Origin of the sequence: Mesorhizobium sp. M0904 (assembly GCF_040319475.1) — a bacterium.
Taxonomy (GTDB): Bacteria; Pseudomonadota; Alphaproteobacteria; order Rhizobiales; family Rhizobiaceae; genus Mesorhizobium.
Genome location: NZ_JAMYOC010000004.1, coordinates 1 through 21,719 on the forward strand (window position 1 = coordinate 1; position 21,719 = coordinate 21,719).

Sequence of the window (21,719 nt, forward strand, 5' to 3'; positions counted from 1 at the left end):
ATGCACCGTGCTCTTGGCCGGGATGCGCACATCGCCGGCGAGCTTCCTGATCAGCAGCTCCCTGATCTTCCTGGCGCCCCAGTGCGGCTTGTCGCGCTTGCTCTCGACGATCAGCCGCTCGATCTGCTCGGGCAGTTGGTTGGCATAGCGTACCGGCCGCCGCGAGCGGTCGCAAAGCGCCTCCAACCCCTCTTGCCTGTAGCGGTTGAAGATCTTGTAGCCGGTCTTGCGCGAGATCCCGAACTCCCGGCACACCGCGCTCATGCCTTCTCCGTCGAGCAGGCGAGCCACAAAGCGAAGACGTTCCTCCATCACCGAACACTCTCTCCACGGCATCAACACCTCCCGGCAAAAACCGAAAAGTGTTACCTATGTGTCCGGTACAAATCGTCACCTATGTCTCGGGCCGCTCATCGGTCCATTCTGGACACATAGGTTACGGTTTATACCAGAGACATAGGTAACCGTTTGACCCGAAAGGGTTTTTGGGGTGGCTTGAGCCTACATGTCTCATCGTTGAAATAGCCCAGATCATGTCCACGAAGCTGACCAGCCAGATATGGTCCTCGCCCTGTTTGGTGCCCGACGGTCTGGCCGGCGAAGACCTGGCTGAGGTTGATCTTTTTGTCCAAAAACCTCATCCGACTTTGAGCGGCCATCCAGAAGGCCCGCTGCTGCACCCAGCTCCACCGACTGGGAAACCTTTGCCGAAGTTGACTGTTGTAGCTCCAAGACAGAGGAGAAGGTTGAATGGCTTCCGTCCGATACATCGTTGCGGACGTCGATGAGGCGGCCGCATTCTATCGAGACTATCTCGATTTCAAGATCGAAATGCGCAATCCGGGCAAGTTCGCCGCGCTGCTGCGTGACGACTTGACGCTGTATCTCAGCGCCCCAGGTGCGGGGAGCGGTGGTCAGGCGGGCGGCGTTCCGAAGCCGGGCGGGTGGAACCGATTTATGATCGTTACGAAGGGACTCGGTGTGCTCATTGAGCGGTTGCGCCGGGCTGATGCAAGATTCCGCGGCGACATCAGCGACGGCGGTGCCGGTCGCGCCATCTTGCTCGAAGATCCATCGGGCAACGTCATCGAGCTATTCGAGTTCAAGAAGGACTGAGCTTGAACAAATAGCCGGTGGTTGAGGGAATACGAATTCCCGCGATCAATGTGAATTGCCGCGCGTTTGCGAGTTGTTACTCCATAGTTCGACTCAGAACCACGCAGAGGAGCGCGAGCCCGAGCACGACCGTTGTCACGACGTTGACCCTTTCGGCTTTGGCGATGCTGTCGCCACGTCGCTGCCCTGGTCTCCTGTTGCAGAGCCCCGGATGTTCCCGACCAGGTGGACCCACTTCCTCTCGGCGATCCGATTGGCCGATGCACCGAGAAACAGCGCCAGTATTGCCAAGCCTACGCTCAGCGTTGTCCACACGCCGCGGGCACCGGCCACGTACATCCACACGCCGGTCGCAACCGTCAGAAAGGCCAAGACAGCATAGAAGGGGCCGGTGCCGTAGCGCCGCGCGAGCGTCTGCAGGAATCCGACGCCGGACGGCCCCGCTTGAACGACGGCGGGGCCTATGACCACCACATAAAACACGGCTGCGCCGAACCAAGTCCCGAGCAAGGCAACAAAGATCGGAATCAGTGGGTTGGTCGGTTCCATGATGATATCTCCTTTGTCTCACCCCAGGCCGTTGAAAGGGGAGTTGTCACATCGGATGGGCGTCGTCCGTCATCACTGTGACGGACAGCGATGGGAAAATGTGACAGATGGAACCGGATCAATGGCTGGCAAAGCGCTTCGAAGCTGATCGCACGCATCTGCGGAAGGTTGCATACCGCCTGCTCGGTTCATCGACAGAGGCCGACGATGCAGTGCAAGAAGCGTGGCTGCACCTCAGCCGCTCAGATGCCCGGAGCGTCGACAATCTTACCGCTTGGCTCACTACAGTCGTTGCGCGCGTCTGCCTCGACATGCTGCGGGCGCGCAAATCACGCGCGGAGACTCTGCAGGCGCTCTCCGAGTGGGGCGCGGATTCGGGAGACGCCGCGGACCTCGACAAGGAATTAGCGATTGCCGATTCGGTCGGCCTTGCGTTGAGTGTCGTACTCGAAAAGCTTGCTCCTGCCGAACGTGTCGCCTTCGTGCTGCACGACGTCTTTGATGTGCCCTTCGAAGAGATTGCCCCTATCGTCGGCCGCACCCCGGTCATGGCGCGGCAACTGGCAAGCCGAGCTCGTCGTCGCATACGGGGTCAGCCCACTGTTTCCGCTGCTGAATTGGACAGGCGACGGCGGCTTGTGGATGAGTTTCTTAACGCAGTTCGTTCCAGCAACATTGATGCGATCGTGGCTCTCCTCGACCCGGACCTCGTTATCCGTGTTGATTCGTCTGCGGCTCCTGACGGAAGAGCGCTGGAAGCACATGGGTCCACAACAGTTGCGAGGGGGGCTCTTGCCTTCGCGGCACGTACGCGATTCGCGACGCCAATGCTTCTGAACGGGACGCCAGGGATTGTTGTGGCGCCGACCGGACGTGCGCGATATGCACTGACGATAGACGCGGCAGGGGAGAAAATCCGAGCCATCGAAGTGATCGGCGATCCCGCTCGCCTGAGTCAGATCGATTTTGCCACGCTCAACTCACCAGATTAGCACAAGTCGCGACTTATGATTTGTCGCTACATCCAGCTGCCTGCCGTTGTCGATGGCGTGCGAGAATTATCTGGACCATGGCGCCAGCAACACCGGTCAAATGTCGATGAAAACGTCTTCGGCATCTCGGATCCCGCTCTGACCACAACCTACAGACCGAGGGCGCAGCCGTCCTTGCGCGGTTCAGAACCGCCCAGCAGGGTCCCGTTTGCCCAATCGATGCGAATGGCCTGCGCACCGCCGATCGGGTCTGTGGCAGGAATGATTTCGAAACCGCGTCGGCTAAGTTCAGCTAGGGTTTCGCCAGCGAGCCCGTGTTCGGCCTGGACCTTCATCGTGCCGGTGACGGGGGCGATCCGCGGCAGATCGATCGCCTCCTGCAGATCCATCCCGAAGTCGAGCACTTTCGTCAGCAGGTGCGCATGGCCCATTGCCTGGTAGTAGCCACCCATGACGCCGAAAGGCATTTCTGCCCGGCCGCCTCTCGCAAGCATCCCGGGTATGATGGTATGCAAAGGTCGCTTGTTCGGCGCCACTGCATTAGGGTGCCTGGGGTCAAGCGAAAAGCTTTGCCCGCGATTGTGCAAGACGACACCGGAGCGTGGCGAGACCAGGCCCGAGCCAAAGCTGTCGAAGACCGAGTTGATGAAACTGACCGCATTGCGATCCTTGTCGACAACCGCAACATAGACCGTGTCGCTGTGCAGCGGCATATCGAACGCCGGCAGATCCGCGCGGGCGCGCTTTAGGTCAATCATGCCGGCCAGACGATCGGCCCAGGCATTCGACAACATGTCGGCCACCGGGACCTCGGACATGTCGGGATCGGCGACGAGCAGGTCACGCGCGGCGTAAGCGAGGCGCGTTGCTTCAATTTCCAGGTGAAGCCGGTCCGCGGATTGCGGATCGCCGTGGGCTTCGAAGCGCGAGAGGATGTTTAGAATCAGCAGGGCGATCACACCCTGGCCATTCGGCGGACATTCGAACACATCGCAGCCTCGAAACGCCGCGCTGATCGGGGTCACGTACTCGCCTGTTGCCGCGGCGAAATCTTCGAGTGTGTGCAATCCGCCGAGCCCACGAAGATAGGCGACCATGTCTTCGGCCACAGGGCCAGTGTAGAAGGCCTCTCGTCCCTTCTTGGCGATCAGCCGCAGCGTTGCAGCCAACTCAGGCTGGCGATGCACTTCGCCAACGTCTGGCGCGCGGCCGTTTGGCAGGAAAATCCGTTTCGCCGTAACATCAGAGGCCAGAAGTTCTTCTTCCAACGCCCAATCACGATGGACCCGCGGTGAAATGGCGTAGCCTTCCTCGGCGAAACGTATAGCGGGGGCCAGAATTTGATCGAAGGGCATATGTCCATGATCAGCGTGCAATCTGGTCCATGCATCGATGGCTCCCGGGATGGTGACGGAGCCAGGAGAATTGCGGACCACCTCGGCCATGCCACGTTCGAGGAACCAGTCAATTGTCAGGGCGGCGGGTGTCCTGCCCGATCCGTTGTAGGCGATGACCTCGCCGGATCCGTTTCGCGACAGAAGAGCGAAGCAGTCGCCTCCAATGCCGGTCGAGGCTGGCTCGACGACACATTGCACGGCGCAGGCTGCGATGGCGGCATCCATGGCGTTGCCGCCGGCCGCCATGATCTCCACCGCCGTCAGGGTCGCCGACGGATGAGAGGTGGCGGCCATGGCCTCGCGTGAAACGACAACCGAGCGCGTTGGTTTCTCAAAATTTCGCATGCTATGCCCTTCTGGTCGTGCTCAAGAGGCGGCGTCGCTCATCGTCGAGGGGCGGTGCCGCAGATGCCGCGACATCCAGTATTCGAGTGCCGCCAAGGCACGGATGATCGCGAAGTTCAAAGTGAGATAAATGGCGCCCGCGCAGATGAAGACTTCAAAGGCGCGGTAGGTCTGGGAGATCAATCCCTGGGCAATTCCAGTCACCTCCATCAAGGTTACGATGGAAGCCAGAGACGTGCCCTTGATCATCAGGATGATTTCATTGCCGTAACTCGGCAGCGCCTGGCGAAAGGCCAGCGGCAGGATAACGTGCCGATAGGTCAAACAGGTGGACAGGCCGACAGACCGGGCCGCTTCGACAAGGCCGTGTGGCACCGATTGAATCGCGCCGCGCAGGATTTCGCTGCCATAGGCGGTGGTGTTGAGTGTCAGCGCGATGATTGCGCACCAGTAGGGTTCGCGGAAAACGGCCCATAATCCAATTGCCGACAGTTGGTGCCGGAACTGACCAAGGCCATAATAGGTCAGAAAAATCTGCACCAGCAGGGGCGTCCCCCTGAACACGGCAACGAAGCCACGGATCGGCAGGACGACGAAGGGCGATTCCGATTGCTGGGCAAGCGCCAATGTGACGGCAAGAACGAAGCCGGCAACGATGGAAGTCAGGGCCAGTTCCATCGTAAGCGGCAGGCCGGCGAGTAGTTTCGGCAGGATTTCGAGGAAAAACCTGAAATCTATCATGCCGACCGGACGCGCCACGGCGCCTTTCGTTCCAGACGGTAAAAGGCATTGCCCGTGACGGAAGCGATAGCCAGATAGAGCAAGGCTGCAGCAATGTAGAAGATGAACGGTTCACGGGTCGAACCTGCGGCGATCTGTGCCTGGCGCATCAGTTCAACGAGGCCGATTACCGATATCAGCGACGAGTCCTTCAGAACCAATTGCCACACATTGCCGAGGCCTGGCAGCGCGTATCTCAGGAGCTGGGGAAAAATAATCTGGCGCAGCCGCTGCAGCCGGTTGAGACCAAGCGCGCAAGCGGCATCGTGCTGTCCCTGGTCGATGGCGACGTAAGCCCCTCGATAGACCTCGGCTTGATAGGCGCCCGAGATGATTGCGATAGCCAAGGTTCCAGTGGCAAAGGCCGGAACGCCAACGAATCCGGACCCGCCCAGGCTATGACCAAGCGAGGTCAGGGCGACACTACCTCCATAGTAAAGCAGATAAATGGTCAGAAGGTCGGGCACGCCCCTGAAAACCGTGCAATAGCCAAGGGCCAAGAACCTTAGCAGTTGGGAGTTGTGGAGACGCCCGGCCGCTGCCAGCCCGCCAAATACAGCGCCAAGCGCAAAGCCCAGCACAGACAGGAGCACTGTGATCGAGGCCGCCATGAGAAGAGCAGCCCCCCAACCTCCGTTCTGGAAACCAAGCAGCTGGAATGCGTCAACCATTAATGCCCCCGGCAGGACGAACGGCTCAGCTCCGAAACGGGTCAGGAATGGCCGTTCGCCGGCAAGCGCCTACTTGACTGGAGTGACGTCGCTCTTGAGCCATTTAAGCGACAGGGTTTTGATCGTGCCGTCGGCGGTCGCGGCGTCGATGGCGCCGTTGAGCATGTCTTTCAGCTTGGTGTCCTCTTTGCGGATACCGGCCCCGGAGCCAAGACCGAAGAGACCCCCGACAAATCTTGGTCCTGCAAGCGTATAGTCGCTGAACTCCGGTTTGCTCAGCGTGGCAGCCAGCGCTGTCTGCTGTGCGAAGAGCGCGTCGATGCGACCCGCGGCGAGATCGAGATCGTGTTGCTCGGTGGTCTTGTATTCGCGAATCTCGGCGACGTCCGAGAAGTATTTTCTTACAAATTCCAGGTTTGCCGTCGCAGCCTGAACTCCAATGATCTTTCCCTTCAGCAATGGCTTGAGCCTGTCGATTGCCGCTTGCGCAGAGGCTTCATTGTCCAGCTTGAACCGCTCGTTGGAAATGCCGAGCTTGCCCAGTTCGCTATCCTTGGCGACCGCGAAACCTGAGGGATCCACCGCATATGGCTGGGTAAAATCGATGACCTTCAGACGTTTTTCGGTGATGAACATGCTCGCCATGATCACGTCGAACTTGCCGACGGTCAGCGCGGGGATCATGCCGTCCCAGTCCTGTGCGACTATCTTGCACTCGATCTTCATTCGCCCGCACAGATCATTGGCGAGATCGACCTCGAAGCCGTCCAGTTTGCCGTCGGCCGTTGTGAAGTTCCAAGGCGCGTAGGCTCCTTCGGTGGCAATGGTAATTGCCTTTGGCGTTTCTTGTGCGACAGCGGCCTGGACCAGGCCGAACAGGACCGACGCAATGGCTGCGATGCGGCTAATTTTCATGTCAATCTCCTCTTTTGCCGGTGTGGCAGTTCCCTTTCGTCGTGCCGGATTATCTTCCGGCTTCAACGATTTAGATGGTATTCCTAGCGGCGGCCGGGACTTGCAAAGCTAGCCAGAAGCGGCGCTGTCTCGACGATATGATCCCGCATGACGATCTCTGCCTTGCCGGCATCACCTGACCGCAACACCTCGATCAGGATCTCGTGCTCGGCGCGCGCGCTGGCGGGTTTGTCGACATAGTCGAACCAGATGCGCAGGTAGGGCTCGATCACGACGTGCAGGCTGGCAATCTGCCGGACCAGCTTGGCTCTGTTGCTCAATTGGCAAATCTGCAGATGGAAGGCCTGATGGCGCACGACCCAGTCGCTGCTGCCGGTCTGGCTGGCGCGCTCCATCCGGTCGAGCTGGCGTTCCAGTTCTTCAAGCACTTCGACATCGATGTGCGGCATGGCAAGCCTCACCGCCAACCCTTCGAGCACGGAGCGTATTTCAAAGGTTTCGTAGATCTCATCGAGGGTAAGCCCGGCGACGATGCAGCCACGGTTCGGGCGAATGACCACAAGACCTTCCGCAGCCAGTTGGCGGAATGCTTCGCGAACCGGCATGCGGCTCATGCCGATTTCCGTCGCGATCTCTTCCGGGATCAGCCGGTCCCCGGCCCGGTAACGCCCCATCCTCAGGGCCCGCTGAATGTGGCGATAAGCCTCCTCCTCGGCGGTCGTGATACCCAACGGCTCGATTGCGTCTGCTGCCACGTCCTTGGTCCGGTCAAAAGCGTATCTGTGTATCCACTTATCCAGTTGTCGAGACCTGTGTCAAGCACAGAAGCTTGCGCAGTTAGAATTTCTGTTGTGAGAATAAGCACTTGATCGGGGACATCGGGCAAGCGCACCGTGGTCAGCTAAGCCGCTGATCGGCCGCTTTTCGCCGCCCACGCGTCGGAAACCGTCGACGCCACCGAACTTTACAAAAAGGCCCGCCGCTCCATTTGCGAAGCGGCGAGGCCCCATATTCGGGGACGATCGCCGGAGTGTTCCCCGGCATTGCTTACAGTGCAATTCAGGTGCCAGAATTGTTGACCCAAAACGGGTCACCGCACCGGAGGCGCGAGCGCGGACATTCCGCGATCACGCTACTGCCGCGCATTGCCATTCCTGCTACGTTATTTTGCGGCGGACCTGATTTTTCCGCCTGGCCGGCGCTCGATCAGGCAACTTACCCCAACGCGCCCCCCAGTGGCGCCGGCCATTTTTCACAACCTTGGAGCGCGGGTGCGCCGGCGCCGTTGAGCTGTCAGCACCTATGGCAATCCGCCAGCGAGCCGCTTTGTCCAGCCTGCAACCATCAGTCCGCACGCAATTCCCACGCAGTCGGCAACCCAGTCGAACAGATCCGGGTCGCGCCCTATCAGTTGCACGGCCTGAAGCCCCTCGATCGCTGCGCCCGTGAGAACGAGCAATACGATCAGCTTCGCCTTGCGTTCCGGCCAGCCGAGACTTCCGAGAGCCGCCAGGACGACGAAGGCGGCGGCGTGATTGAGCTTGTCGTGATCAAACGTGAAAGCCAGGCCAAGACCCAGCAGGAGCTGCTCCGGCAAAAGGGCGAACAGCAGAACGCCGGCAAACGCGGCCGGAAAGGCAATCCTTGCCACGATCTGATAGGAATCCAGGCGCAACAAGGATAAAATGGCCTTTCGTCCGAAATCTGCGGGGGGAACACCACCGGCCAGAGCGAGCGCGGCGTCCAATTTCGGCCGTCGGGGCGTCCGGTGCATCGTCAGAATGAATGAATGCCTCGGGTCAGCCGCTGCACAGGCCGGGCTCGTGGCGAGTGCAATAGGCCAGCGGTAGCTTCCGCGATCACGCAATTCCCTGCCGCGCTGACCCGGCTACTATCTGGCTGCGGCGGACCTGATTTCCGTTTGGCCGGCGCTGCGTCGGGGCACCTTACCCATGCCACACGAATCGGCGCCGGCCAGAATTCCACCGATTGCGCAAAGGGGTCAAAAGCCCGCCGCCCTGTCGGACGACGGGCTCCGTTGCCTGGGCGCCAGGGCGCCGCGGTAGCGACTGATGCTATTAATGCTCCCGCAGGTCTCCAATATGCTGCTGCCGAACGGCGTTGCGCATCGGCTAAACAAACGAAGCCCGCGCCTCTGGCGGAGGGCGCGGGCCGACCGGGTTTGCACCCCGATCTGCAGCAGAAACCCGGGAGGTTCCCGCTGCTTAGGATAACAATTAGAGACTTCTAATGTTCCAGTCTAGGGAAGATGCGGCTGCACCAGAAACCTCATGGTCGGCGCGATGACGATCGAGGCGTCAGTTCGTGCGCAAGTCGATCTGGAAAATACGCTCGTCGAAATGCTGCGTTTCGACGGCAAAGGTCAAAGCCACTTCGAGGACCATACCGCCACGGTCGTCCCGGACCTTGACTGCAATCCTGCGGTGAGGAAGGCCATCCCTGGCCATCTCGGCCAATGTGCGAAGGGCTTCTTTCCTGACCAGCGGGAAATCGTCATATAAGGTTCCCTGATCGTCGGAATAGACGATTCCGTCTTCATCGGAATCAAAGAAGTAGTGGGGCATTGCGCTTGGCCGAAGCTCGGCATCCGGGCACGTTGTCGGCAGATGGCCGCGATCTCGGCCAATCGCGATCAGTGCCTCTCCACCGTTGGCTTCGCCGCCATCTCACTTGCGCTCGCGCAATGCCTTCACCGCCTGCGAGAGGATCATCCGGTCGCCGCCGGTCCTTTTGATCAGCTTGCTCACCTGGCTGGGCGAAACACCATTTTCCCGCGCGAAATATTCGACCTCGTAATACTCATCCACCGAAACACGCTTGCGGTCGCTGAAGTCTCGCTTGCTCTTGTCGTCGGCCATTTCTGTTCTCCTCGCCCCTTCTCTTCGCTTCCGGGGGTCAGCTTTGACGCACGCAGCAATTTGAGGTTTCGCTCGCCACAAACTGACGGGCGAACCTATCGGCGCAGGAAGGGACAGGCTGCGCAGCTGTCGGGTTCGATCGGAGTGGAACAGCCAAGATCGGTGCGAGCAACCGTCGACTTTTCCATGGAATCCTCCCGGCACGTGCAGCCCGAAACGGCCACGCGCCGCCACGGTTCCGGGTCACGCGGCAAACCCACCCTTTGCGCGCACGGATCAGACTTAGGTCCTGCGGTAACACGTCGGTTGGTCCCTGCCGGGCAGGACCGAAGCCCCGTCGACGGAACGTTTTCAGCTGCCTTCCGTTCGAGTGAGCCTTGGCGTGAAGAGCGGACCGAGTTCGCAAAGGAGACGATCCATGAGAATGCATTTTTCCACCGCAGTGGCGGGATTTCTGCTGCTGGCAGGCGTCGGAGCCGTTGCGGCGCAAGACGTCGTCATCGAGCCGGAGCAGGAAACGGTCATCAAGGAGTATGTGAAGAAGCAGCCGCTGGCCTCGGTGAAAATCCCTGGGGTGGAGCTCAATATCGGCTCAACGCTTCCCGATACAGTCGAGCTTCATGAAGTCCCCAACGTCAAATACCGCTATGTCGTCGTCGACAACCGCACCGTCGTCGTCGATCCCGGCACGCGCAAGATCGTCAAGATCATCGAGTGACGTGAAAATTCAGGCAGCCGCCACCCGCCGCTCAGAATGAGCGGCGGGTGACGTTTGCGTTAGGCGGCTCCGCGGCGTCGTCGCTCGGCAGGAACCCGCCGTACATGGACGGCCGGGGGGCCTCACAGGCAGTTTCAATGCGAACAATCAGCAGACTTTTCGATTCCCATGACCAGGCGGCGCGTGCCGTCGAAACGCTTCAGGCAGCAGGAATTGCGCGCCACCAGATCAGCGTCATCGGACCCTACGATGATGAAATCGGCGCCGTCTTGCGCGGTCCAGGCAGCGGTGCCGCCCTTGGCGCGGCGGCGGGTTTGTTGGCCGGCCTCGGCGCCTTTGATATCCCAGGCGTCGATCCCGTCGGCGCGGGATGGCTGGCATCTACCCTCGTCGGTGCAGCCTTGGGCTGCATTGCCGGCAGGCTTTTCGACACATTGTCCGATAGCGGCAAGCAGCCAGGCCGGCGGGATGCCGAACAGGGTGTGATCCTGGTGCTGGCGCACGTCGATGAAAGGCAGGCCGACACCGCACAGGCGGTGCTTGGAGCTTCCGTTCAGGCAACGCAGTCTTTGGCCAGAGCGGCCTGAAGATTCAACTCCTGCAAAGCGCTTGACCAGACCGCACAGCGGGGCGATCAAGGCACGCACCCAAAAATCTCTGGCAAGCCGCCGCCAGAAAGTGTTGAACACCGTGCCAATCACATTCGGCGAGCGGTTGCGCTCGGCGAGGCTTGATGATTTGCTGTCGGTTTGCGGAGAACGAATGATGCATGAGCCTGTCGGTCAAGACGAATATGGGTCGACCAGCCCGTTCGATCCGGACGATCTGTCGAGGTTGAACGCAATCGGCCCGAGCGCCGGCGGCAACGATTTCGAAAAATACGCAGTCGCCGTGATCATCGTGTTCGGCGCCCTGATCATCGGCGGCCTGATGGCTGCCGGCTTGAGCTTCGGGCGCCGCAGCACCTTCTTTTTCGCGCTTGGCGGCGCCACTGCAGCATGGATATCCGGCAATGCGCTTCTGCTCGACCGGCCGCGCATCTACGCGCTGTTCGTCGGCATCGCGGCGCTGATGCTGATTGCGTCGACAATCGCGCTGGTCACCTGAAGCAAGGCGCAATCTTCTTGTTGACCATGATCTTATCCGAAAACCGGTTCCCACTTTTTGGGGTTTAATACCCGATAGCCTTGCCGGCTGCGGCGCGGCTGTCGATGGCGCCATTGTAGCGGGCGCCGCCACCCTTCTCGATTTCCGCCAGGCTCTTGCCGCCGACCAGGATGCCGGCCGCCTGGCCCCAGGTCGTGTCGGCAAGATCGAGACGGTAGCCCATGCCGGTAAGCAGCTTTTCGGTATCGGGCGACAGGCCGAAAGGTTCGATATAGACCGTGTCGGGCAACCATTGGTGATGGATGCGCGGTGCGTCGATGGCCTCCTGGATGTTCATGCCGTGGTCGACGACGTTGACGATCGCCTCCAGCGTGATGGTGATGATGCGGGAACCGCCGGGGCTGCCGATGACCATGAACGGCTTGCCGTCTTTGGCGAGGATGGTGGGGCTCATCGACGACAGCGGCGTCTTTTTCGGCGCGATCGCATTCGCCTCGCCCTGGACCAGGCCATAGAGATTGGGCACGCCGGGTTTCTGGGTGAAATCGTCCATCTCGTTGTTGAGCAGGATGCCGGTGCCGGCGGCGACGACGCCGGCGCCGAACGAGCCGTTCAGCGTGTAGGTTACCGCGACGGCATTGCCATCATTGTCGATGATCGAAAAATGCGTCGTCTCGCTGCTCTCGCCAAAGCCCTTCGGCATCAATTCCTGCGAGACGCCGGCCCGGAACGGATCGATCTTTTCGCGAATTTCCCTGGCGTAATTCTTGTCGAGCAGTTTTGCGACCGGATTGTCGACGAAGCCGGGATCGCCGAGCGCCGAATTGCGGTCGACATAGGCGTGGCGCATCGCCTCGACCATGACGTGAACCGTCTCGGCCGAACCGGCGCCGAGATAGGACAGCGGGTAGAACTCAAGCACGTTGAGGATCTCGCAGATGATGACGCCGCCGGAGCTTGGCGGCGGCGAGGAAATGATCTCGTAGCCGCGATAATTGCAGGTCACCGGCTTGAGCTCGCGCACGGCATAATTTTCGAAATCCGCCTTGGCCAGAATGCCGCCCTTCTCGCCGCTCGCCTTGACGATGGCGTCGGCGATCGCACCTTTGTAGAAGGGATCCACGCCGCGTTCCGAAATCGCGGCAAGCGAGGCCGCGAGATCGGCCTGGATAAGGCGCTCGCCGACGGCATAGGGCTTGCCGTCCGGCTTGAGGAAAATGACGGCCGCCGCTGGGTCCCTGGCCAGCCGCTCGGCGCCGCCCAGGAGCGAGGCCACATCGCCCTGCTCCAGCACGAAACCGTCCTTGGCATAGCGGATAGCCGGCGCCAGCAAATCCTGCCGCGTCAGCGTGCCGTATTTCTCCCGCGCCATCTCGAAGCCGGCCACCGAACCGGGCACGCCGACCGCCAGATAGCCGTCGAGACTGGCGCCCTTTACCGGCTTGCCGTCCTTGTCGAGATACATGGTTTTGGTCGCGGCGAGCGGCGCGCGCTCGCGGAAATCGACGAAGGTCGAACGGCCGTCCTTGAAGCGGATGGTCATGAAGCCGCCGCCGCCGATGTTGCCGGCGGTCGGGTAGACGACAGCCAGAGCGTAGCCGACAGCGACCGCTGCATCGACCGCGTTGCCGCCCTTCTTCAGCACCTCGACGCCGACTTCCGACGCCAGATGCTGGGCGGTCACCACCATGCCGTGCTCGCCCTTCGCCGGCTGCGGCGAGGCGGCAAAGGCGAGGAACGGCACGAAGGTCAGGGTGAGGGAAAGGGTGACGGCGATTAGGGTTCGGCGGGTGTTGTGCATGGCCGTTCTCCGAGGCGTGGGTAGGCCTAGGAAACGCGCTTGGAGAGGTTGAGTCTACTGACATTAATGGGAAGATATGGCGAGGCTTGCGCCTTCTATCGACACCATTCATGGCACCCATTCATGGCGGAGAGGAACCCAAGCTGAAATGAAGCCACGATCCAACGCTGACAAGCAATTTTGTTCTTGCTTTGTGCCGGCAGCTATGCTACTAATTTGGGTATGGTGCTATTTGGCTCCAACGACCCGCCTCAGGCGGGTTTTTCATTTTCACCAGCATCAAACAATCCCGCCGCCGACGCTCGCCACCGCCGGCCGTTCCGCTGCAACCTTCGCCCGGTAGCCGGCGGCGCGGTAGGCGGCGACTGGATCGATGGCGCCGCCTGTCTTCAGCCGTGCCGTGGCAAGTATCGGCTCGACATCGGTGCGATAGGCTATCTTCAACGTCTGCGTCGCCATCAGCGCGTCGTTGGTATCCTGGAAGCCTTCGAGCGCCCTGCGGTCGACCAGCAGCGCCTGCGCATAGGCGCGCTGCACTTCTATCGCCGACAGCATCAGGCTTTCGATCGGATCGGTGATGTTGTGGCTCTGGTCGAGCATGTGGGCCGGATCGAAGCCTTCGGCGCCTGAAAGCTCGGCATCGACCAGTTCGTTGAAGACCAGAAAGAGGCGGTAGGGATCGATCGAGCCGGCGTCGAGGTCGTCGTCGCCATATTTCGAATCGTTGAAGTGGAAGCCTCCGAGTTTTTTGAACTGGATCAGCCGCGACACGATCATCTCGATATTGACGTTGGGGGCGTGATGGCCGAGGTCGACCAGGCAGAACGCCTTGTCGCCAAGCTCTTTGGCGATGATGTAGTTGGTGCCCCAATCCTGCACGACGGTCGAATAGAAGGCCGGCTCGTACATCTTGTGCTCGGTGAACAGCTTCCAGTCGTCCGGCAGCCCGGCGTAGATCTCCTTCATCGCGTCGAGATAGCGCTCGAATGCCTTGGCGAAGTTGACCTGGCCGGGGAAGTTCGAGCCGTCGCCGATCCACACCGTCAGCGCTTTCGAGCCCAGCGTCCTGCCGATCTCGATGCATTCGAGGTTGTGCTCGACCGCCTGCCGGCGTGTTGCTGCATCGGCATGCGACAGCGAGCCGAATTTATAGGAAAGCTTCTGGTCGCTGGCGTCGGAGAAGGTGTTGGAGTTGATGGCGTCGAAGCCGAGACCGAAGCGGGATGCCGCCTGCTTCAGCCGGTTCGGATCGGCCTTGTCCCAGGGAATATGCAGCGAGACGGTCGGCGTCGCCTGCGTCAGTTGCCGGATGACGGCACAGTCCTCGATCTTGTCGAAAATGTCGCGCGGCTCGCCAGCGCCTGGAAAACGGGCAAAGCGGGTGCCGCCGGTGCCGACGCCCCAGGACGGAATGGCGACCGCGAATTTCTCGACCTTGTCTCTGACAGCGTCGATGGCGATGCCGCGGCGGTCGAGGCGCTCGCCGAGAGAGTCGTAATCGCGCTTGAGGTCGGCGTTGCGCGCGGCATTATGCTTGTCGACGAGGTCGACGGAGATGATGGTTTCGGACATGGTTCCTCCCAAATGCGTTCGGTTGGCGCTGCCCCTTACCCGCCTGCCGGCACCTTCTCCCCCGGGGAGAAGGGTAAAGTTCCGGCCTCGGCGCCAACCCCTCAAAGACGGTCGCTTATCGCGTAAAACTCTGTGCGTTGCCGGCGTCGACGTTGATGATGTTGCCGGTCGATTTTGCCGACATATCGGAGGCGAAGAAATAGATCGCTTCGGCGATGTCCTCTGGGAATACCGAGCGCTTCAGCATCGAACGCGAGCGGTAATGCTCCTCGAGATCGTCGGTCGACATCTTGTAGGCGGCGGCGCGCTGTTCCTTCCACTCGCCGCTCCAGATCTTCGAGCCGCGCAGCACGGCGTCGGGATTGACGACATTGACCCTGATCTGTGCTTCCGCCCCTTCCAGCGCCAGGCAGCGTGCCAGATGGATCTCGGCGGCCTTGGCCGTGCAATAGGCGGCGGCGTTGGGCGATGCGGCAAGCCCGTTCTTGGAAGCGACGAAGACGATGTTGCCGCCGATGTTTTGCGCCCGGAACAGCCGGAACGCTTCGCGCGAAACCAGGAAATAGCCGGTCGACAGGATGTCCATGTTCTTGTTCCACAGCGCCAGCGTGGTGTCCTCGATCGGCGCCGAGGTTGCCAGGCCGGCATTCGACACGAGGATATCGATGCCGCCGAATTCGACCGCCGTCTCGGCAAAACCGGAGATCACCTGGTCCTCGGACGTGACGTTGATGACGACGGGCCGCACGAAATCCTTGCCATAAGCCTTGGCAAGCTCCTCATTGGCGCTGGCAAGGGCTGCTTCGTCGATGTCGGCCAGCACGACGCACGCGCCTTCGCGCAGCAGCCGGTTGGCGGTGGCCCGGCCGATGCCGCCGGCGCCGCCGGTGACCAGCGCGATCTGGCCGGCAAGGGCCTTTGGTTTCGGCAGGCGCTGCAGCTTTGCCTCTTCGAGCAGCCAGTATTCGATGTCGAAGGCTTCCTGGTCGGGCAGGCCGACATAGGCCGACACCGTCGAGGCGCCGCGAATGACGTTGATGGCGTTGACGTAGAATTCGCCTGAAATGCGCGCCGTCGCCTTGTCGCCGGCGAAGGTGAACATGCCGACGCCGGGCACCAGATAGACCACGGCGTTGGGATCGCGCGCCGGCGGCGAATCCGGGTGCTTGCAGCGGTCATAATAAGCCTGATAGCCGACGCGATACTCCGCCACGTCATCGGCAAGACGGGCAATGACGGCATCGACGTCGGGATTTTGAGGGTCGAACTCGATGACCAGCGGCCGGATCTTGGTGCGCAGGAAATGGTCCGGGCAGGACGTGCCGAGTGCCGCCAGCGGCCGCAAATCCCTGGAATTGACGAATTCGAGCACGGCAGGCGAATCATCGAAATGGCCGAGCTTGTGGCTGTTCTCGGAGATCAGGCCGCGGATCCTCGGCATCAGTTTTGCGGCCACGGCGCGACGCGCCGGCGCATCGAGGGATTTGACGACTTCGCCGCCGAAGATCGGCTTGCCCTGGCTCTTGCGCTCGAACCAGTCGATTGCCTGATTGATAACCGAGATCGTGGTCTCGTAGCATTCCTTCGGCGTGTCGCCCCAGCTGAACAGACCATGGCTGGCCAGCACGACGCCCTTGGCGTCGGGGTTCTCGAGGCAGAATTTCTCCAGCCACAGGCCGAGTTCGAAGCCCGGACGTTTCCATGGCAGCCAGCCGATCGTGTCGCCGAAGATCTCCTTGGTCAGCGCCTGCGAATCCTTGGCGGCGGCAATGGCGATGATGGCGTCGGGATGCATATGATCGACATAAGGCTTCGGCACGAAGGCATGCAGCGGCGTGTCGATCGAGGCCGCGCGCGGGTTGAGATTGAAGGTGCAGTGAGGCAGATAGCCGACCATCTCGTCTTCATGTTCGAGGCCGCGATAGAGACCCTTCAGCGCCCGCAGTTTATCCATGTACAGTGTGGCGAAGCCGTCGAGCTTGATCGAGGCGCTGTCGCCGCCCGAGCCCTTGACCCACAGCACTTCCACGCTTTCGCCGGTGAGCGGATCGTTTTGCCAGATCTTGGAGGAGGTGTTGCCGCCGCCATAATTGGTGACGCGCTTGTCGGAGCCAAGGACGTTCGAGCGATAGACCAGACGTTCCGGTTCGCTCATTGCTTGCGCTTTTGCGTTATCCCAAAGATTGGCGAGGCGCGTGCCGGAGCGCTTGTCGAGCATAGGTATCCTCCCTTTGGGACACGCAAACGGCGCCGGTCCCTTTTGTACGAATTTCTACGCAAGCGGCTGTCTTGTCAATCACAAACGATCAATATCAGTCATATTGCATTGCACAATGAAATTATCTGATCGGAAATGATTGACACTGCGCGCTTTGGGTGCCTAGATGCTCAAGCAGGGAGGAACCATGCACGAGAAAGAGCGCCACAGGATCATTTTGTCCGCCGTCCAGGAAAAACCTGTGGTGACGGTGCAGGAGATGGTCAACCTGACGGAGTCGTCCGAGGCGACGATTCGGCGCGACATCGCGGCATTGCACGTGCAAAAACGCCTGCGCCGGGTGCGCGGCGGTGCAGAGGCGCTTTCGCCGCCGCAGTTCATCGGCCTTGCCGGCCGGCCCTTTTCCGTCAACGAGACCATCAACGCTGCGCAGAAACGGGCAATCGCGCGGGAAGCCGTGGAACTCTGCAAGGATGGCGAGCCGATCATCATCAATGGCGGCACCACCACCTTCCAGATGGTGCATTTCCTGACCGGCCGGCGCATGCCGATCTTCACCAATTCCTTTCCGATCGCCGAGCACCTGCTCAGACATTCCAAGAACACGGTAATGCTGTCGGGCGGCACCATCTACCGCGAGCAGAACATCATCCTGTCGCCCTTCGACAATGACGTGACGCGCAATTTTTACGCGCGCCGCATGTTCATGGGCGCGCAGGGACTGGGACCGCTCGGTCTGATGGAAGGCGACCCGCTGCTGATCCAGGCCGAGCAGAAGCTGATCGACCAGGCAGACGAGTTGGTGGTGCTGGTCGATTCCTCGAAGTTCCGCAGACGCTCGAGCCTGATCCTGTGCGGCCTGTCGCGCATCGCCACGGTGATCACCGACGACGGCATCGAGGATCGCGAAGCCAAGATGCTGGAGACCGCCGGCGTGACGCTGATCATCGCCCGCACAACGGCAAGCAATAAAGAAGAATCTTCGCTGCAGGCCTGAGAAAACTCACGCCCGCAGCGGCGATGGAATGCAACGCTCAAGGGAGGATATTCGATGAGCTTCTTTAGGAAATTGATGGTTACGGCGGCGTTCTCCGCCGCCATGTTCGTGAATGCCGCCTATGCTGAGAACGTCAAGATCGCGCTGGTGGTGAAGTCGCTCGGCAACGGCTTCTTCGACGCCGCCAACAAAGGCGCCGAAGAGGCGGCCAAGGAACTAGGCGATGTCGACATCATCTACACCGGCCCGACCAAGGCGACCGCCGAAGCGCAGATCGAAGTGGTCAATTCGCTTATCGCACAGAAGGTCAACGCCATCGCCATTTCGGCGAACGACGCCGACGCGCTGGTGCCGGTGCTCAAGAAGGCGATGGAGCGCGGCATCACCGTCATCTCGTGGGATTCGGGCGTCGCGCCGGAAGGACGCCAGCTTCACCTCAACCCCTCCGACACCAACCTGATCGGCGAGACCATCATCAAGCTTGCCGCCGACTACCTGCCTGAAGGCGGCGACGTCGCCATCCTGTCGGCTTCGTCGACCGCGACCAACCAGAATGCCTGGATCGACGCGGCCAAGAAGGTGCTGCCGGAGAAGTTCCCCAAGATCAAGCTCGTCGCCACCGTCTATGGCGACGACGACTCGGCCAAGAGCACGGATGAAGCCAAGGGTCTTTTGAAGTCCTATCCGAACCTCAAGGCGATCATCGCACCGACCACGGTCGGCGTCGTTGCCGCCGCGCAGGTGGTGACCGATGAAGGCCTGATCGGCAAGGTCAACGTCACCGGCCTGGCGCTGCCGTCGGAGTTCAAGAAGTTCATCGACAATGGCGCCAGCCAGGCGGTTGCGCTGTGGAACCCGATCGATCTCGGCTACTCCGCCGTCTACCTCGCCCACGACCTGGCGGTGAAGAAGGAAGAAGCCAAGCCCGGTGCTACGCTGTCGATCGGCCGCGTCGGCAAGGTCACGCTCGACGACACCAATTCGGCTGCCATGGCTCCGCCCTTCCAGTTCGACAAGTCGAACATCGAAAAGTTCTCCAAGATCTATTGATCCTGGAGCCTTCGAAACGGTGCGGCGGGGCTCAGGTCCCGCCGCGCTTTCAAACGAACCTTGTTTCAGGGCTTGATACGATTATGGACACGACAGCCCAACACGAAATGGCAAAGGAAGCGCCTTTGTCTTCCGGACCGCGCCTGACGCTGTCCGGCATCTCGAAAAGCTTTCCCGGCGTGCGCGCGCTGCACGACGTCCGCCTGTCGCTCTATCCCGGCCAGGTGACCGCGCTGATCGGCGAAAACGGCGCCGGCAAGTCGACGCTGGTCAAAATAATGACCGGCATCTACCAACCGGATGCTGGCACCATCAGCATCGACGGCCAGCCGGTCACACTGCCCAGCGCCCACGCCGCGTTCGGGCATGGCATCACCGCCATCCACCAGGAAACCGTGCTGTTCGACGACCTGACGGTGGCCGAAAACATCTTCCTCGGCCATGCGCCGCGCACGCGTTTCAAAACCATCGACTGGCGCACCATGCGCAAGAATGCCCGCGAGGTGCTCGATACGATGGGCGCCGGCCATATCGACGCCGACGCCAGGCTGAAGGATCTCGGCATTGCCAACAAGCACCTAGTCGCGGTTGCCCGCGCCATGTCCATCGACGCGCGGATCGTCATCATGGACGAGCCGACGGCAGCGCTTTCGATGAAGGAGATCGAAGAGCTTTTCCTGCTGATCGAATTCCTCAAGAGCGACGGCAAGGCGATCCTGTTCATCAGCCACAAATTCGATGAGATCTACCGCATCGCCGACCGCTATACCGTGTTCCGCGACGGCGAGATGGTCGGCGAAGGCCTGATCAAGGACGCCGGCCAGAGCCAGATCGTGCGCATGATGGTCGGCCGCTCGGTCGATCACATCTTTCCGCAGCGCAAGGCCGAGATCGGCGCGCCGGTGCTGGCCGTCTCCGGCCTGTCGCACCCGACCGAGTTCGACGACATAGGCTTCGAGCTGCACAGGGGCGAAATCCTCGGCTTCTACGGCCTTGTCGGCGCCGGGCGCAGCGAGGTGATGCAGGCGATATCGGGCATCACCCGCACCAGCCGCGGCACGATCACGCTGGAAGGCAAGGCGATCGCGCCGAAATCGGCGGCGGATTCGATCGATGCCGGCATCGTCTATGTGCCGGAGGAACGCGGCAAGCAAGGTGTGGTGATCGGCCTGCCGATCTTCCAGAACGTTTCGCTGCCTTCGCTCAAACGGACATCCAAATCCGGCATATTGCGGCTGGCCGAAGAGTTCGCGCTGGCCCGCTCCTACACCGAGCGGCTCGATCTGCGCGCCTCCTCGCTCAGCCAGGACGTCGGCACGCTATCGGGCGGCAACCAGCAGAAGATCGTCATCGCCAAATGGCTGGCGACCGCGCCCAGGGTGATCATCCTGGACGAGCCGACGAAGGGCATCGACATCGGCTCCAAGGCGGCCGTGCACGGCTTCATGGCCGAGCTCGTCGCGCAAGGCCTGTCGGTGATCATGGTGTCGTCCGAACTGCCGGAAATCCTCGGCATGTCCGACCGCGTCGTCGTCATGCGCGAGGGCCGCATTGCCGCGGTCTATGACAATAAGGGGCTCGACGCCGAAACCTTGGTCAGGACGGCAGCGGGGATCGCGTCATGAAGGCTTTTCTCAGATATCGCGAGGTCTGGCTGCTGGCGGCAATCGTCGTGCTGATCGGGCTGATCTCAACGCGGTTCCCAGGTTTTGCCGATCCGGCCAATCTGCGCCAGGTGTTCAACGATACGTCGATCCTGATGATCCTGGCGCTCGGCCAGATGGTCGTCATCCTGACCCGCTCGATCGACCTGTCGATGGCTTCCAACCTCTGCTTAACCGGCATGGTGGTGGCGATGCTGAACGCCGCGCATCCGGCGATCCCGATCCCGCTGCTTATCGTCATCGCACTGCTGGTCGGCCTGGTGCTCGGCGCCATCAACGGCCTGCTGGTATGGCGGTTGAACATTCCGTCGATCGTGGTAACGCTCGGCACCCTCACCATCTACCGCGGCGCCACCTTCGTCATATCAGGCGGCGCCTGGGTCAACGCCGACCAGATGAGCGCCGAGTTCATCGGCCTGCAGCGCGCCGCTTTCCTCGGCATTCCGGTTCTGTCCTGGATCGCCATACTGGTCATTGCATTGTTTTTCCTGGTGATGACGCGCACCGCGCTCGGCCGCTCGATCTATGCCATCGGCGTCAACCCGACCGCATCGGTCTATGCCGGCATCGATGTCGGCCGGACGAAATTCATCGTCTTCTGCATCTCGGGGATGATCGGCGGCCTCTGTGGCTATCTGTGGATCTCGCGCTACGTCATCGCCTCGGTCGAGGTCGCGAATGGTTATGAGCTCAATATCATCGCCGCCTGCGTCATCGGCGGCATTTCGATTGCCGGCGGCATCGGTTCGGTCGGCGGCGCGGTGCTCGGCGCGCTGTTCCTCGGCATCATCTCCAACGCGCTGCCGGTGATCAACATTTCACCCTTCTGGCAGATGGCGATTTCAGGCAGCGCCATCATCCTGGCCGTGGTGCTCAACGCGCGCGGCGAACGCCGGCAAGGCCGCATCATTCTCAAAAAGGCGGAAGCAGCATGATGGACGCCTCGCT

The 21,719-nt window shown here is 61.1% G+C and carries 22 protein-coding genes; 8 read left to right on the forward strand and 14 right to left on the reverse strand.

Features of this window, described 5'->3' with window-relative positions; genetic code table 11:
* On the reverse strand, window positions 1–336 hold a 336-nt coding region (locus NKH80_RS05660; RefSeq protein ID WP_352506237.1), incomplete at its 3' end, for a helix-turn-helix domain-containing protein.
* A gap of 414 nt (window positions 337–750) precedes the next feature.
* On the opposite strand from NKH80_RS05660, the gene NKH80_RS05665 reads away from it, so the two are divergent.
* Entirely contained in the window at window positions 751–1,116 is a 366-nt protein-coding gene (locus tag NKH80_RS05665) for a VOC family protein (RefSeq protein WP_352990168.1), read from the forward strand.
* 135 nt (window positions 1,117–1,251) lie between these two features.
* Here the strand turns inward: NKH80_RS05665 and NKH80_RS05670 are convergent, their stop codons facing one another.
* Window positions 1,252–1,665, reverse strand: a complete 414-nt coding sequence (locus NKH80_RS05670) for a hypothetical protein (protein ID WP_352990170.1) — start codon at window positions 1,663–1,665, stop codon at window positions 1,252–1,254.
* A gap of 107 nt (window positions 1,666–1,772) precedes the next feature.
* Between NKH80_RS05670 and NKH80_RS05675 the strand changes: the two genes are divergently transcribed.
* Complete coding sequence (locus NKH80_RS05675; protein ID WP_352990172.1) at window positions 1,773–2,657, forward strand: sigma-70 family RNA polymerase sigma factor; 885 nt, start codon at window positions 1,773–1,775, stop codon at window positions 2,655–2,657.
* 149 nt (window positions 2,658–2,806) lie between these two features.
* On the opposite strand, the gene ggt (NKH80_RS05680) is transcribed toward NKH80_RS05675, so the two are convergent.
* The 8 genes from ggt (NKH80_RS05680) to NKH80_RS05715 all read right to left on the reverse strand — a co-directional run bounded on the left by ggt (NKH80_RS05680) (window position 2,807) and on the right by NKH80_RS05715 (window position 9,644).
* The gene (ggt, locus tag NKH80_RS05680) at window positions 2,807–4,399 is read right to left on the reverse strand and encodes a gamma-glutamyltransferase (RefSeq protein WP_352644269.1); all 1,593 of its coding nucleotides are present in this window, start codon (window positions 4,397–4,399) and stop codon (window positions 2,807–2,809) included.
* Between the two features lie 21 nt (window positions 4,400–4,420).
* The gene (locus NKH80_RS05685; RefSeq protein ID WP_352506235.1) at window positions 4,421–5,140 is read right to left on the reverse strand and encodes an ABC transporter permease; all 720 of its coding nucleotides are present in this window, start codon (window positions 5,138–5,140) and stop codon (window positions 4,421–4,423) included.
* Window positions 5,137–5,850 (reverse strand): ABC transporter permease, encoded by a 714-nt coding sequence (locus tag NKH80_RS05690; protein WP_502900910.1) that lies wholly within the window; start codon window positions 5,848–5,850, stop codon window positions 5,137–5,139. The genes NKH80_RS05685 and NKH80_RS05690 overlap by 4 nt, the downstream gene beginning before the upstream one ends.
* Before the next feature lie 69 nt (window positions 5,851–5,919).
* The gene (locus NKH80_RS05695; RefSeq protein WP_352990424.1) at window positions 5,920–6,765 is read right to left on the reverse strand and encodes a transporter substrate-binding domain-containing protein; all 846 of its coding nucleotides are present in this window, start codon (window positions 6,763–6,765) and stop codon (window positions 5,920–5,922) included.
* An 83-nt stretch (window positions 6,766–6,848) separates the two neighbouring features.
* Window positions 6,849–7,520 (reverse strand): GntR family transcriptional regulator, encoded by a 672-nt coding sequence (locus NKH80_RS05700; RefSeq protein ID WP_352506217.1) that lies wholly within the window; start codon window positions 7,518–7,520, stop codon window positions 6,849–6,851.
* Window positions 7,521–8,065: 545 nt separating this feature from the next.
* A complete protein-coding gene (locus tag NKH80_RS05705; RefSeq protein WP_352990176.1) occupies window positions 8,066–8,512 on the reverse strand; it encodes a VanZ family protein in 447 nt (148 codons plus the stop codon).
* A 571-nt stretch (window positions 8,513–9,083) separates the two neighbouring features.
* On the reverse strand, window positions 9,084–9,350 hold the full coding sequence (locus NKH80_RS05710) for a DUF6894 family protein (RefSeq protein WP_352777886.1): 267 nt from the start codon (window positions 9,348–9,350) through the stop codon (window positions 9,084–9,086).
* A 102-nt stretch (window positions 9,351–9,452) separates the two neighbouring features.
* Complete coding sequence (locus NKH80_RS05715) at window positions 9,453–9,644, reverse strand: DUF3606 domain-containing protein (RefSeq protein ID WP_254820019.1); 192 nt, start codon at window positions 9,642–9,644, stop codon at window positions 9,453–9,455.
* A 418-nt stretch (window positions 9,645–10,062) separates the two neighbouring features.
* On the opposite strand from NKH80_RS05715, the gene NKH80_RS05720 reads away from it, so the two are divergent.
* A complete protein-coding gene (locus tag NKH80_RS05720) occupies window positions 10,063–10,362 on the forward strand; it encodes a DUF1236 domain-containing protein (RefSeq protein WP_352506214.1) in 300 nt (99 codons plus the stop codon).
* A gap of 134 nt (window positions 10,363–10,496) precedes the next feature.
* On the opposite strand, the gene NKH80_RS05725 is transcribed toward NKH80_RS05720, so the two are convergent.
* Window positions 10,497–11,000, reverse strand: a complete 504-nt coding sequence (locus tag NKH80_RS05725; RefSeq protein ID WP_352702238.1) for a hypothetical protein — start codon at window positions 10,998–11,000, stop codon at window positions 10,497–10,499.
* Window positions 11,001–11,124: 124 nt separating this feature from the next.
* On the opposite strand from NKH80_RS05725, the gene NKH80_RS05730 reads away from it, so the two are divergent.
* Window positions 11,125–11,469, forward strand: coding sequence for a hypothetical protein (locus tag NKH80_RS05730; protein WP_352702240.1), 345 nt, complete (start codon window positions 11,125–11,127; stop codon window positions 11,467–11,469).
* A gap of 64 nt (window positions 11,470–11,533) precedes the next feature.
* Here the strand turns inward: NKH80_RS05730 and ggt (NKH80_RS05735) are convergent, their stop codons facing one another.
* The 3 genes from ggt (NKH80_RS05735) to NKH80_RS05745 form a co-directional block, all read right to left on the reverse strand.
* Entirely contained in the window at window positions 11,534–13,270 is a 1,737-nt protein-coding gene (gene ggt / locus NKH80_RS05735; protein WP_352702242.1) for a gamma-glutamyltransferase, read from the reverse strand.
* Window positions 13,271–13,549: 279 nt separating this feature from the next.
* Complete coding sequence (gene rhaI, locus NKH80_RS05740) at window positions 13,550–14,842, reverse strand: L-rhamnose catabolism isomerase (RefSeq protein ID WP_352506211.1); 1,293 nt, start codon at window positions 14,840–14,842, stop codon at window positions 13,550–13,552.
* A gap of 115 nt (window positions 14,843–14,957) precedes the next feature.
* Window positions 14,958–17,060 (reverse strand): bifunctional rhamnulose-1-phosphate aldolase/short-chain dehydrogenase, encoded by a 2,103-nt coding sequence (locus NKH80_RS05745; protein WP_352738466.1) that lies wholly within the window; start codon window positions 17,058–17,060, stop codon window positions 14,958–14,960.
* A gap of 187 nt (window positions 17,061–17,247) precedes the next feature.
* Here NKH80_RS05745 and NKH80_RS05750 point away from each other — a divergent pair, with 187 nt between their 5' ends.
* The 4 genes from NKH80_RS05750 (at window position 17,248) to NKH80_RS05765 (ending at window position 21,706) form a co-directional block, all read left to right on the forward strand.
* The gene (locus tag NKH80_RS05750) at window positions 17,248–18,057 is read left to right on the forward strand and encodes a DeoR/GlpR family DNA-binding transcription regulator (protein WP_352990180.1); all 810 of its coding nucleotides are present in this window, start codon (window positions 17,248–17,250) and stop codon (window positions 18,055–18,057) included.
* 54 nt (window positions 18,058–18,111) lie between these two features.
* Window positions 18,112–19,107 carry a rhamnose ABC transporter substrate-binding protein gene (gene rhaS / locus NKH80_RS05755; protein WP_254820009.1) on the forward strand — a complete coding sequence of 332 codons (996 nt, stop codon included), beginning with the start codon at window positions 18,112–18,114 and terminating at the stop codon, window positions 19,105–19,107.
* Between the two features lie 83 nt (window positions 19,108–19,190).
* Entirely contained in the window at window positions 19,191–20,732 is a 1,542-nt protein-coding gene (locus tag NKH80_RS05760) for a sugar ABC transporter ATP-binding protein (RefSeq protein ID WP_352990183.1), read from the forward strand.
* The gene (locus tag NKH80_RS05765) at window positions 20,729–21,706 is read left to right on the forward strand and encodes an ABC transporter permease (RefSeq protein WP_352990186.1); all 978 of its coding nucleotides are present in this window, start codon (window positions 20,729–20,731) and stop codon (window positions 21,704–21,706) included. The genes NKH80_RS05760 and NKH80_RS05765 overlap by 4 nt, the downstream gene beginning before the upstream one ends.
* The last annotated feature ends 13 nt before the right edge of the window (window positions 21,707–21,719 follow it).